Origin of the sequence: Streptomyces sp. QH1-20, from assembly GCF_041283565.1 — a bacterium.
GTDB lineage: Bacteria > Actinomycetota > Actinomycetes > Streptomycetales > Streptomycetaceae > Streptomyces > Streptomyces syringius.
Genome location: NZ_CP166299.1, coordinates 6,033,533 through 6,046,305, shown reverse-complemented (window position 1 = coordinate 6,046,305; position 12,773 = coordinate 6,033,533). Strand labels below are relative to the sequence as shown.

The window sequence follows — 12,773 nt, the reverse complement described above, 5'->3', positions numbered from 1 at the left end:
GGTCACGGCAGGACCGCGACCCCGTCCAGCTCGACCAGGGCCTCCTCGTCCCAGAGCCGGGTCGTGCCGATCACGGCCATGGCCGGGTAGTCGCGACCTGCCAGCCGGCGCCAGATCGCGCCGAGGTCGCGGGCGTGCGCGCGGTAGTCGCCGACGTCCGTGGCGTAGACGGTGACGCGCGCCAGGTGCTGCGGCTCGCCTCCGGCGGCGCGCAGGGCGGCGAGGAGGTTGGCCAGGGCCCGTTCGAACTGTTCCGGCAGTCCCTGGCCGACGACCTTGCCGGCACCGTCGAGGGCCGTCTGTCCGGCGAGGAAGACCAGCCGGCCGCCGGTGGCGGTGACGGCGTGGGAGAAGCCGGAGGGCGGGGAGAGCTCGGCCGGGTTGACGCGTTCGAGGTCGCTCATCGGCCCGGCTCCTGGGTCCTCGTAGGGGAGGTGGCGCCCTCCGCGCCCGCCCGGTACAGCTCCTTCGCGATGATCGTGCGCTGCACCTCCGTCGCGCCCTCGTAGATGCGCGGCGCCCGGACCTCGCGGTAGAGGTGTTCGAGGAGGTGGCCGCGTTCCAGGGCGCGGGCGCCGTGGATCTGCACGGCGGCGTCCACGACGTACTGCGCGGTCTCGGTGGCGAACAGCTTGGCCATCGCCGAGCGGCCCGCCGTGCCGGGTTCGCCCGCGTCGTACGCCGCCGCGGCCGCGTGGACGAGCAGGGCGGCGGCCTCGGTGCGGGTCGCCATCTCGGCGAGCTGGTGGGAGACGGCCTGGAGGTTCTTCAGCGGCCCGCCGAACGCGTGGCGTCCGGCCGCGTGGGCCAGGGCGGCGCGGAGCGCGGACCTCGCCATGCCGACGGCGAAGGCGCCGACGCTCGGGCGGAAGAGGTCCAGGGTGCGCATGGCGACACGGAAGCCGCCGCCGACCTCACCGATGACGTCGTCGGGGCCGACCGGGACGGCGTCGAAGGTGAGGGTGCCGATGGGGTGCGGGCTGACCATGGCGAGCGGGTGGCCGCCGAGGCCGGGGCGGTCGGCGGGGACCAGGAAGGCGGTGACGCCACGGGCGCCGGGGGCCGGGCCGGTGCGGGCGAAGACGGTGTAGAGGTCGGCCTCGGGGGCGTTGGAGATCCAGCTCTTCTCCCCCGTGAGCCGCCAGACGGTCCCTTCGCGCTCCGCGCGCAGTTCGAGCGCCGCCGCGTCGGAGCCCGCGCCGGGCTCACTGAGCGCGAACGCGGCGACCGCGCGGCCCGCCACCACCTCCGGCAGCCAGCGCGCCCGCTGCGCGGGGGTCCCCGCGTCCACGATCGGATACGTGCCGAGGCCCTGGAGGGCGAGGGCCGTCTCGGCCTCCGTGGACTCCAGGGCCAGGGACTCGCGCAGCAGGCACAGGTCCATGGCCCGTACGGGCCCGTCGGCGGGCAAGAGCCGGGCCAGCAGGCCCAGTTCGCCGAGAGCCGCGACGAGCGGCCGGTTGACCCGGCCGGGCTCGCCCTTGTCCGCCAGGGGGCGCAGCCGCCCCGCGGCGAGGGCGCGCAGCTCTGCGCACCAGTCACGCTGCCCCTGGTCCAGTGCGAACGGTGTCGACACCGGGCACCCTCCTCGGTCAGTGGTATCGCGCTCTGTTGACTGCCGTCACCAAGTCGCTACGCTGGCAGCGGATCCGCATGGCTGGCAAGACCCCCGGTTCACCTCCATTTTTCCTCGGCGCTAGGGGGCGCAACCCGCGATGGAGCTCATGCCGTCGGCCCATGTCGACACCTTTCCGCGCGACCACTTACCACCCGGCGGACAGTGGCCGGATCTCCGCTTCGACCTGCCGGGGGCGCGGGGGCCGCGCTACCCCGACCGCCTCAACTGCGGGGTCGAGCTGCTGGACGCGACGATGGCGCGGCTGGGCGAGGACCGGCCCGCCGTGCGGGACGGCGAGGGCCGCGTCTGGTCGTACGGCGAGCTGACCGCCCGGGTGAACCGGATCGCCCACACCCTCACCGAGGACCTCGGGGTGGTCCCCGGCAACCGCGTCCTGTTACGGGGCCCCACCACGCCCTGGCTGGCGGCCTGCTGGCTCGCGGTGATGAAGGCGGGGGCGGTGGCGGTGACCGTGCTGGCCGCGCAGCGCCCGCACGAACTCGCGACGATCTGCGAACTGGCGCGGGTGCGGCACGCGCTGTGCGACGCCCGGTCGCTCGACGATCTGGTCGCGGCCGGGGTCCCGGCCCTGGCGATCACACCGTTCGGCGGGGGCGACGGGGACGATCTGCTGCGGCTCGCGGCCAAAAAATCCATAGCGTACGCACCTGTCGAGACCTCCGCGGACGACGTCGCGCTCATCGCCTTCACCTCCGGCACGACCGGACGCCCCAAGGGCTGTATGCATTTCCACCGTGACGTGCTGGCCATGGCCGACACGTTCTCCGCCCACGTCCTGCGGCCGCGCCCCGACGACGTCTTCGCGGGCAGCCCGCCGCTGGGCTTCACCTTCGGGCTCGGCGGGCTGCTCGTCTTCCCGCTGCGCGCCGGCGCCCAGACCCTGCTCGCCGACTGGGGAGGCCCCCGGCGGCTGCTCGCCGACATCGAACGGCACCGGGTCTCGGTGCTGTTCACCGCGCCGACGGCCTACCGCGCGATGCTGGGCGAACTCGGCGCGTACGACGTCTCCTCGCTGCGCCGGTGCGTCTCCGCGGGCGAGCACCTGCCCGCCGCCCTCTGGCACGACTGGCAGCGCGCGACCGGGCTGCGCGTCATCAACGGCATAGGCGCCACCGAGATGCTGCACATCTTCATCTCCGCGGCCGACGAGGCGGCCCGGCCCGGCACGACCGGGCTGCCGGTGCCCGGTTACGAGGCACGGGTGATCGGCACCGACGGCCGTCCGCTGCCGGACGGCGAGCCGGGGCTGCTGGCCGTGCGCGGCCCGACCGGCTGCCGCTATCTGACGGACGAGCGTCAGCGCGACTACGTGCGGGACGGCTGGAACCTCACCGGGGACACCTACATCCGGGACGAGGACGGCTACTTCCACTATGTGGCCCGCGCCGACGACATGATCATTTCGGCGGGGTACAACATCGCGGGACCCGAGGTCGAAGAAGCCCTGTTACGCCATCCCGACGTCCTCGAAGCGGCCGTCGTCGGGCGGCCGGACAGCCGGCGCGGCCAGGTGGTCGTCGCGCACGTGGTGCTGCGGGCGGGAGTGCCGCGTACCGAGGAGACCGTCACGGAGCTGCGGGAGTTCACCAAAAAGGAGATCGTTCCCTACAAGTGCCCTCGCGAGATCGAGTTCCTGGACGCCCTTCCCCGCACGCCCACCGGCAAACTCCAGCGCTTCAGGCTGCGTGCGGGCGCTTTACAGTTTCCCCGTGACTGACCAGCCGACTGACCAGCCGACAGACCCGCAGCCGTCCCACACCCCCAGGTCCCTCATCGTCACCTTCTACGGCGCGTACGGGCGCGGCAGCGCCGACGACCCGGCCGGTCCGGTACCGATCGCGGCCCTCATCCGGCTGCTCGGCGCCGTGGGCGTGGATTCCCCGTCGGTGCGGTCCGCCGTCTCCCGGCTCAAGCGCCGCGGGCTGCTCGTCGCGGGCCGCACGGCGGGCGGGGCGGCGGGCTACGGGCTGTCGGAGGACGCCCGGGAGCTGCTGCGCGACGGCGACCGGCGGATCTACGGCCGCTCCCCGGCACGGGCCGGGGAGGGGTGGCTGCTGGCCGTCTTCTCGGTCCCCGAGGAGGAGCGGCACAAGCGGCACCTGTTGCGCTCCCGGCTGACCAGACTGGGGTTCGGCACCGCGGCACCCGGGGTGTGGATCGCCCCGGCACATGTCTACGAGGAGACGCGGCACACCCTGGAGCGGCTCGGACTGGACGCCTACGTCGACCTGTTCAAGGGCGGCCACCTCGGCTTCGACCCGACCCCCGAGGCGGTGGCCCGGTGGTGGGACCTGGACGCGCTGGCCACACAGCACCAAACGTTCCTGGACGCCCACGAGCCCGTGCTGCGGCGCTGGGCGCGCCGGCGGACGCTGCCGCCGGAGGAGGCCTACCGCGACTACCTGCTCGCGCTGGACTCCTGGCGGCGGCTGCCGTACGCCGACCCGGGGCTGCCGGCGTCACTGCTGCCGGACCGGTGGCCGGGCGGGCGGGCCGCCCGGGTGTTCGGCGCCCTGCACGCGCGGCTGCGGGACGCGGGCGGGCGGTTCGTCGCACCGGTCCTGGCGTAGCCGGGCCGCCTTTCCCCGGTCAGACCGTGCGCCCCGTCGGTGGCTTGCGGCTGCCCGCCCGGTACGGCTGCGGCCAGGGCGCGCCGGGGCCGGTGTAGCCCTGGTCGGCCGCGGCGTGCAGGGTCCAGTTCGGGTCGTAGAGGTGCGGGCGGGCGAGGGCGCAGAGGTCCGCACGGCCCGCCAGGATCAGCGAATTGACGTCGTCCCAGGAGGAGATGGCGCCGACCGCGACGACGGGGATGCCCACCTCGTGGCGGATCCGGTCGGCGAAGGGCGTCTGGTACGAGCGGCCGTACGCGGGTTTCTCGTCGGGGACGACCTGGCCGGTGGAGACGTCGATGGCGTCGGCGCCGTGGTCGGCGAAGGCGCGGGCCACGGTGACCGCGTCGTCGGCGGTGGTGCCGCCGTCGGCCCAGTCGGTGGCGGAGATGCGGACGGTCATGGGCCGGTCGGCGGGCCAGACGGCCCGGACGGCGTCGAAGACCTCCAGGGGGTAGCGCAGCCGGCCTTCGAGGTCGCCGCCGTAGGCGTCGTCGCGCCGGTTGGTGAGGGGGGAGAGGAAGCCGGACAGCAGATAGCCGTGCGCGCAGTGCAGTTCGAGGAGGTCGAAGCCGGCCCGGGCGGCGGCCTGTGCGGAGCGTACGAACTGCTCGCGGATCGCGGCGAGTTCCGGTCCGGTGAGGGCCTTGGGGGTCTGGTTGACGCCGGGGCGGTAGGGCAGCGGGGACGCGGCGACGACGTGCCAGTTGCCGTCGGGGAGCGGCTGGTCGATGCCCTCCCACATGAGGCGGGTGGAGCCCTTGCGGCCGGAGTGGCCGAGCTGGACGCCGATGGCGGTGCCGGGGGCCCGGGTGTGGACGAAGTCGGTGATACGGCGCCAGGCCTCCTCGTGTTCCGGCGCGTACAGGCCCGTACAGCCCGGGGTGATCCGGCCCTGCGGGCTGACGCAGACCATCTCGGTCATGACGAGCCCGGCGCCGCCGAGTGCCCGGGCGCCGAGGTGGACGAGATGGAAGTCGTCCGGGGTGCCGTCGACGGCGGAGTACATGTCCATCGGGGAGACGACGACGCGGTTGCGCAGGGTCAGTTCGCGCAGCCGGAAGGGGGTGAACATCGGCGGTGTCGCGGGGGGTATGCCCGCCTCGCGCTCGACGGCGGCGACGAAGTCCGCGTCCCGCAGACGGAGGTTGTCGTGGGTGACGCGGCGGCTGCGGGTGAGGAGGTTGAAGGCGAACCGGCGGGGTGGCTGGTCGACGTGGACGGCGAGGTTCTCGAACCACTCCAGGCTGGCGCGGGCCGCGCGCTGGGTGGACGCCACCACGGGGCCCCGTTCGGCCTCGTAGGCGGCCAGGGCCTCGGCGACCGTGGGCCGGTCCGCCAGGTGGGCGGTGAGGGCGAGGGCGTCCTCGACGGCGAGCTTGGTGCCCGAGCCTATGGAGAAGTGGGCGGTGTGGGCGGCGTCGCCGAGCAGCACGGTGTTCCCGTGGGACCAGCGTTCGTTGACGACGGTGCGGAAGGCGGTCCAGGCGGAGTGGTTAGAGCGCAGGGGGCGTCCGCCGAGGAAGTCGGCGAAGTACTTGCCGCACTGTTCGATGGAGGTGTTCTCGTCACAGCGATCGAGGCCGGCGCGCCGCCACACCTCCTCGCGCATCTCGACGATGACGGTGCTGGCGTGGGGCGAGAAGGGGTAGCCGTGCAGCTGCATCAGACCGTGTTCGGTCTCGGCCAACTCGAAGCGGAAGGCGCCCAGGGCGAAGTCGGCGGCGAGCCAGATATAGCGGCAGCGGTGTGTGGTGAGGGTGGGGCGGAAGGCGTCGCGGTGGGCGTCGCGGGTGCGGCTGTGCACCCCGTCGGCGGCGACGACGAGGTCGTGGGAGCGGGCCAGCTCCGCTGCGGGCGGCGCCTCGGTGGAGAAGTGCAGGGTGACGCCGAGGGCGCGGCAGCGCTCGTGGAGGATCTCCAGGAGCCGTCGGCGGCCGAGGGCGGCGAAGCCGTGTCCGCCGGAGGTCAGCACCCGGCCGCGGTGAACGACGTCGATGTCGTCCCAGCGGACGTATTCCTCGCTCAGGGCACGGTGGACGACCGGGTCTGCGCTCTCGATGCCGCCGAGGGTCTCGTCGGAGAGGACGACACCGAAACCGAAGGTGTCGTCGGGGGCGTTGCGCTCCCAGAGGGTGACCTGGTGCCCGGGGTCCTGACGTTTCAGCAGCGCGGCGGTGTAGAGACCGCCCGGGCCGCCGCCGATGACCGCGACCTTCATCGTCACCGCCCCTGCCACTTGGGGGGCCGCTTCTCGGTGAACGCGGCGTGGAATTCGGCGTAGTCGGCGCCGTTCATCAGCAGGGCCTGGGTGGCGGCGTCCAGCTCGATGGCGGCGGCGAGCGGCATGTCGAGTTCGGCGGTGAGCAGGGCCTTGGTCTGGGCGTGGGCGAGGGCGGGGCCGTCGGCGAGTCGGCGGGCGAGCGTCCGCGCCGTGGCGGCCACCTCGCCCTCCTCGGCCAATTGGCTGATGAGGCCGATGCGTTCGGCCTCGGGCGCGCGCACGCTCTCGCCGAGCATCAGCAGCCGGGTGGCGTGGCCGAGGCCGACGACGCGGGGCAGCAGATAGGCGGCACCCATGTCGCCGCCCGAGAGGCCGACCTTGGTGAAGAGGAAGGCGAAGCGGGCGGTCGGGTCGGCGACACGGAAGTCGGCGGCGAGCGCGAGGACGGCCCCGGCGCCCGCCGCGACCCCGTGGACGGCGGCGATCACCGGAAAGGGGCACTCGCGCAGGGCCCGTACGACCTGGCCGGTCATGCGGTTGAAGTCGAGTAACTGCCCGGTGTCCATGGCCAGGGTGGCGCCGATGATCTCGTCGACGTCACCGCCGGAGCAGAAGCCGCGGCCCTCGCCGCCGAGCACGAGGGCCCGTACGGAGCCGTCACGGGCCAGCTCGGGCAGGAGGTCACGAAGGTCGGCGTAGGCCCCGAAGGTCAGGGCGTTGAGCTTGTCGGGCCGGGCGAGGGTGACGGTCGCGACACCCGCGTCGAGGGTCAGGCGCAGGTGCCGCCATTCCTCGGTGCGGTGCGCGGAGCCGGTGAACGGACTCATGGAGCACGGCCTCCTTCAGCCGGTGGCTGGTGCGTGCCTGCCCGGCGAAGTTATCACCGATGTGTGACTGTCGTCACGAGTGCGCGATAGACATGGGAGGCCGGGGGCCAGGGGACGACAGGCGGACGACAAGAGCCCGGCGCCCCCGTGAGTGGGAGTGCCGGGCCCTTGCCCGCGTGCGTCGGCCGGGCTCAGTCGCCCAGGGTCGCCACCAGCACCGCCTTGATCGTGTGCATCCGGTTCTCGGCCTCGTCGAAGACGACGGAGTGCACCGACTCGAAGACCTCGTCGGTCACCTCCAGCGAGGTCAGCCCGTGGCGCTCGTGGATCTCCCGGGCGACCGAGGTGCCGAGGTCGTGGAAGGCCGGCAGGCAGTGCAGGAACTTCACCGCTGGATTGCCGGTCGCGCGCAGCACGTCCATGGTGACCGCGTACGGGGCGAGCAGCGCGATCCGGGCGTCCCACACCTCCTTGGGCTCCCCCATCGACACCCATACGTCGGTGGCGACGAAGTCGGCGCCCCGCACGCCTTCGGCGACGTCCGCCGTCAGCGTGACGCGAGCGCCGCTCGTTTCGGCGAGCCGCCGCGCCTCGGCGATGATCTCCGGGGCCGGCCAGAGCTCCTCGGGGGCCACGATCCGTACGTCCATGCCGAGGAGGGCGCCGGTGACCAGGTAGGAGTTGCCCATGTTGTACCGGGCGTCGCCGAGGTAGGCGAAGGCGACGTGCTCCAGCGACTTGGCGGTGTGCTCGCTCATGGTGAGCACGTCGGCGAGCATCTGGGTGGGGTGCCACTCGTCGGTCAGACCGTTGAAGACCGGCACCCCGGCGTGCGCGGCCAGTTCCTCGACGACCTCCTGGCCGTGGCCGCGGTACTCGATGCCGTCGAACATCCGGCCGAGCACCCGTGCGGTGTCCCTGACGGACTCCTTGTGTCCGACCTGGGAGCCCGCGGGGTCCAGATAGGTCGTACGGGCGCCCTGGTCGGCGGCGGCCACCTCGAAGGCGCAGCGGGTGCGGGTCGAGGTCTTCTCGAAGACGAGCGCGATGTTCCGGCCCCGCAGCCGCGGCTCCTCGGTGCCCGCGCGCTTGGCCGCCTTGAGTTCCGCGGCCAGCTCGATCAGGCCGTGGAACTCCTCCGCGGTGAAGTCCGTCTCCTTGAGGAAGTGGCGGCCCTTGAGGTCTGTCGCCATGGGGTGGGCTCCTAGTCACGACTGCAGGGGAAAATCGGAACTATATACGATTCATCGCATCACTATGCATGGCGTCCCACTGTGTGATGGGCCACGTGCGAGGGGCCACGCGCTCCTCAGCGCGAGGACACCGCGTCCCGCTCGACCGGGCAGCTCATACAGCGCGGGCCGCCCCTGCCCCGGCCCAGCTCGCTGCCCGGGATCGTGATGACCTCCACTCCATGTTTGCGCAGAAACGTATTGGTCGTCGCGTTGCGCTCGTACGCGACCACCACTCCCGGCTCGATCGCCAGCACATTGCAGCCGTCGTCCCACTGCTCACGCTCCGCCGCGTGCACGTCCTGGGTCGCGGTGAGCACCCGGATGTCGTCGAGCCCGAGGGCGGCGGCGATCGCGCGGTGCATGTGCTCCGGGGGGTGGTCGGTGACCTTCAGCTCGCTCTCGCTCGTCCCGGGCTCGATCGTGTACGAGCGGAGCATGCCCAGCCCCGCGTACTGCGTGAAAGTGTCGCCGTCGACCATCGTCATCACGGTGTCCAGATGCATGAACGCCCGGGTCTTGGGCATGTCCAGCGCCACGATCGTGCGGGCCGACCCGGCCGCGAAGAGACCGCGGGCCAGCATCTCCACGGCCTGCGGGGTGGTCCGTTCGCTCATGCCGATGAGCACCGCCCCCTCCCCGATGACGAGGACGTCGCCGCCCTCTATCGTCGACGGGTAGGCCGCCTGGCCCTCGGACCAGAGGTGGAAGCCGCCCCGGGCGAAGAGCGGGTGGTGCCGGTAGACGGCCTCGTAGTGCACGGTCTCGTGCCAACGGGCGGGCCAGCGCATGGCGTTGATGCACACCCCGTCGTACACCCAGGCCGAGGTGTCGCGGGTGAAGAGGTGATTGGGCAGCGGATTGATCAGGAAGTCGTCGAGGTCCATGACGTGGAAGCGCACGGAGACCGGCTCCGCGTGCCGCTCCAGGAACTCGCGCTTGGTCATTCCGCCGACGAGCGACGAGGTCAGCTCGGTGGCGGTCATCGCGTCGAACGCGGCTCTCAGATGGTCGGTGGCGAGCGGCCCGTACTCCTTCTCGTCGAAGACCCGGTCCAGCACGAGCGAACGCGCCGCCGGCACCACGAGGCTCTCCTGCAACAGATCCTGGAAGAGATGCACCTCCACCCCGCGCTCGCGCAGCACGTCGGCGAAGCCGTCGTGCTCGGCACGGGCGCGACGCACCCAGAGCACGTCGTCGAAGAGGAGGGCGTCCTTATTGGTCGGGGTGAGCCGCTTCAGCTCCAGGTCGGGGCGGTGCAGGATGACGCGGCGCAGCCGCCCGGCCTCGGAATCGACATGGAATCCCATCTCTCCATCCTGGCCCCATCACACCGTGATCACTCGGCACCCGGCACGTGGAAGGCGTCGTGGCGGGGCGGCAGGGGATCCGCGGCGTGCACCGCGGACCCCCTGCCATGACCGGTCGAGGCCGGCTCGAATCCCGCTGGAGCCGGGGGCCCCGGCTCGGAGGTCCCGCTGGAGCCGGGGGTCGACTAGAGCCGGGGGTCCACCGGCTCGGACTCCAGGGCGAGGACGGCGAAGACCGCCTCGTGAACGCGCCACAGCGGCTCCCCGGCCGCCAGCCTCTCCAGCGCCTCCAGGCCGAGGGCGTACTCCCGCAGGGCGAGCGAGCGCTTGTGGCCGAGGTGGCGCACGCGCAGCCGGGCGAGGTTGTCCGGGCGGGTGTACTCCGGGCCGTAGATGATCCGCAGGTACTCCCGGCCACGGCACTTGATACCCGGCTGGACGAGCCGGCCGTCGGCTCCCCGCAGCAGCGCGCCGAGGGGCTTGACGACCATCCCCTCGCCACCGGCGGCGGTCAGCTCCAGCCACCAGCGCACGCCCGCGGCGACCGACGCCTCGTCCTCGGTGTCGACGACCAGCCGGCCGGTGGGGGCGAGGAGGCGGTTCAGGTAGGGGGCGTCTCCCTCGGCGGGCGCGGCCTCCAGGGAGGCCTCGGCCTCGATCAGACGGTCGATCAAGGCGAGCTGCTCGTCGTGCGGGAGCGCGGCGAGAGAGCGCCCCCGGGCGGCCAGAACCTGGAACGGGGCAAGGCGGATGCCGTCCAGACCGTCCGTGCCCCCGGAGCCTGCCTCGGCCCGTCCCGGACGTCCGGGTGCCGGCTCCTCGCTCTCGCCCGGCCAGCCCCGCGCGGTGTCGCCGACCGGCCAGCAGTAGCGCCCGTAGGCCTCGGTGAACGCCTCGGCGTCCTCGGCCCGCTCGCGCTGACGGCCGAGCAGGTCCGCGACGTCCACCCCACGGGCCGCGGCCGACTCCAGGGCGGTGAGCACGCCGGGGAAGACCGTACGGGCGGCCGCGCCGACGGCCGCGTACTGATGGCGCAGCAGGCCCGCGGCCTTGAGCGACCAGGGCATCAGCTCGGCGTCCAGCAGCAGCCAGTCCGTGTCGAGCTCCGCCCACAGGCCCGCCGCGTCCACGCAGCGGCCCAGCCGGCCGAGGACGCGCTCGGTCATCTCCGGGTCGTCGAAGAACGGCCGTCCGGTGCGCGTGTACAACGCCCCGGAGGCACCTTCGGGGGCGCCGAACCGCTCGCGGGCCACGTCCGCGTCCCGGCAGAGAAGGACCACGGCGCGCGAGCCCATGTGCTTCTCCTCGCAGACGACCTGGCGCACACCGTCGGCGCGGTAGGCGGCGAAGGCCTCCGCGGGGTGCTCCAGATAGCCCTCCTCCTTGGACGTCGCGCAGGGTGCCATGGTCGGCGGGAGATAGGTGAGCAGCCGGGGGTCGACGGCGAAGCGGCTCATGACCTCCAGGGCCGCGGCCGCGTTCTCCTCCTTCACGGCGATGCGGCCCATGTGGCGGGTCTCCACGGACCGGCGGCCCGTGACGTCGGCGAGGTCGAGCGGGCGCCCGTCGGCGCCGCCCGGGGCCTCGCTCGCGAGCGGCTTCGTCGGCTCGTACCAGACACGCTCGGCGGGCACGTCCACGAGCTCGCGCTCGGGCCAGCGCAGGGCGGTCATCCGGCCGCCGAAGACGGCGCCCGTGTCGAGGCAGATGGTGTTGTTGAGCCAGGTGGCCGAGGGGGTCGGGGTGTGGCCGTAGACCACGGCGGCACGGCCGCGGTAGTCCTCGGCCCAGGGGTAGCGCACGGGCAGGCCGAACTCGTCGGTCTCGCCGGTCGTGTCGCCGTACAGGGCGTGCGAGCGGACCCGGCCGGAGGTGCGGCCGTGGTACTTCTCGGGCAGCCCGGCGTGGCAGACGACGAGCGCCCCGCCGTCGAGGACGTAGTGGCTGACCAGGGACTCGATGAACTCCCGCACCCGGGCACGGAAGGCCGGGTCGGCGGCGTCCTCGCGCTCCAACTGCTCGATGGTCTCGGCGAGGCCGTGGGAGTGCTGGACCTTGCGGCCGCTCAGGTAACGGCCGAGCTTGTTCTCGTGGTTGCCGGGGACGCACAGGGCGTGCCCGGCGGCGACCATGCCCATGACGAGGCGCAGCACACCGGGGCTGTCGGGGCCGCGGTCGACCAGGTCGCCGACGAAGACGGCGGTGCGCCCGTCGGGGTGCGCGGCGTCCACCGGGCGGCCGGCCTCGTCGCGGGTCAGGGCATAGCCCAGCTCGGTGAGCAGACTCTCCAGCTCGGACCGGCAGCCGTGGATGTCGCCGACGATGTCGAACGGGCCGGTGACATGCCGCAGGTCGTTGAAGCGGCGCTCCCGGACGATCTCGGCCGCGTCGGTCTCCGCGGCGCCCCGCAGGACGTGCACCTTGCGGAATCCCTCGCGCTCCAGGTGGCGCAGGGAGCGGCGCAGCTCGCGCTGGTGGCGCTGGATGACGCGGCGCGGCAGCCCGGCCCGGTCGGGGCGGGTGGCGTTGCGCTCGGCGCAGACCTGCTCGGGGATGTCGAGGACGATCGCGACGGGCAGCACGTCGTACTGGCGGGCCAGGGCCACGAGCTGCTTGCGGGCCTCGGGCTGGACGTTCGTCGCGTCGACGACGGTGAGCCGCCCGGCGGCGAGCCGCTTGCCCGCGATGTAGTGCAGGACGTCGAAGGCGTCACCGCTGGCGCTCTGGTCGTTCTCGTCGTCGCTGACCAGGGCGCGGCAGAAGTCGGAGGAGACGACCTCGGTGGGCTTGAAGTGCCGGGCGGCGAAGGTGGACTTGCCGGAGCCGGTGGCGCCGACGAGGACCACGAGGGACAGGTCGGGCACGGCGAGCGTGCGGTGCTCGGGGTTGGGGGCCGGGCTCGGGGTCGAGCTCGGGGTCGGGCCGTTCATCG

9 protein-coding genes are annotated in these 12,773 nt (G+C 73.0%); 2 read left to right on the top strand and 7 right to left on the bottom strand.

Features of this window, described 5'->3' with window-relative positions:
* Positions 1-2: 2 nt before the first annotated feature.
* Both AB8O64_RS27395 and AB8O64_RS27390 read right to left on the bottom strand, forming a co-directional pair.
* Positions 3-404 carry a RidA family protein gene (locus AB8O64_RS27395; protein ID WP_370421908.1) on the bottom strand — a complete coding sequence of 134 codons (402 nt, stop codon included), beginning with the start codon at positions 402-404 and terminating at the stop codon, positions 3-5.
* Positions 401-1,576: an acyl-CoA dehydrogenase family protein gene (locus tag AB8O64_RS27390; protein ID WP_370421907.1), complete on the bottom strand. Its 1,176-nt coding sequence runs from the start codon at positions 1,574-1,576 to the stop codon at positions 401-403. The genes AB8O64_RS27395 and AB8O64_RS27390 overlap by 4 nt, the downstream gene beginning before the upstream one ends.
* A 139-nt stretch (positions 1,577-1,715) precedes the next feature.
* On the opposite strand from AB8O64_RS27390, the gene AB8O64_RS27385 reads away from it, so the two are divergent.
* Together AB8O64_RS27385 and AB8O64_RS27380 are read left to right on the top strand one after the other, a co-directional pair.
* Positions 1,716-3,356: an AMP-binding protein gene (locus tag AB8O64_RS27385; protein WP_370421905.1), complete on the top strand. Its 1,641-nt coding sequence runs from the start codon at positions 1,716-1,718 to the stop codon at positions 3,354-3,356.
* Positions 3,349-4,209 carry a PaaX family transcriptional regulator C-terminal domain-containing protein gene (locus tag AB8O64_RS27380; protein ID WP_370421904.1) on the top strand — a complete coding sequence of 287 codons (861 nt, stop codon included), beginning with the start codon at positions 3,349-3,351 and terminating at the stop codon, positions 4,207-4,209. Before AB8O64_RS27385 ends, AB8O64_RS27380 begins: the two co-directional genes overlap by 8 nt.
* A 19-nt stretch (positions 4,210-4,228) precedes the next feature.
* Here the strand turns inward: AB8O64_RS27380 and AB8O64_RS27375 are convergent, their stop codons facing one another.
* The 5 genes from AB8O64_RS27375 to AB8O64_RS27355 all read right to left on the bottom strand — a co-directional run bounded on the left by AB8O64_RS27375 (position 4,229) and on the right by AB8O64_RS27355 (position 12,771).
* Positions 4,229-6,469: a bifunctional salicylyl-CoA 5-hydroxylase/oxidoreductase gene (locus AB8O64_RS27375; protein WP_370423981.1), complete on the bottom strand. Its 2,241-nt coding sequence runs from the start codon at positions 6,467-6,469 to the stop codon at positions 4,229-4,231.
* 2 nt (positions 6,470-6,471) lie between these two features.
* Complete coding sequence (locus AB8O64_RS27370) at positions 6,472-7,299, bottom strand: enoyl-CoA hydratase family protein (RefSeq protein WP_370421903.1); 828 nt, start codon at positions 7,297-7,299, stop codon at positions 6,472-6,474.
* Between the two features lie 191 nt (positions 7,300-7,490).
* Entirely contained in the window at positions 7,491-8,492 is a 1,002-nt protein-coding gene (argF, locus tag AB8O64_RS27365; protein ID WP_370421901.1) for an ornithine carbamoyltransferase, read from the bottom strand.
* A gap of 116 nt (positions 8,493-8,608) precedes the next feature.
* Positions 8,609-9,841, bottom strand: coding sequence for an arginine deiminase (locus AB8O64_RS27360; protein ID WP_370421900.1), 1,233 nt, complete (start codon positions 9,839-9,841; stop codon positions 8,609-8,611).
* Positions 9,842-10,026: 185 nt separating this feature from the next.
* The gene (locus tag AB8O64_RS27355; RefSeq protein ID WP_370423980.1) at positions 10,027-12,771 is read right to left on the bottom strand and encodes a polynucleotide kinase-phosphatase; all 2,745 of its coding nucleotides are present in this window, start codon (positions 12,769-12,771) and stop codon (positions 10,027-10,029) included.
* Between the last annotated feature and the right edge of the window lie 2 nt (positions 12,772-12,773).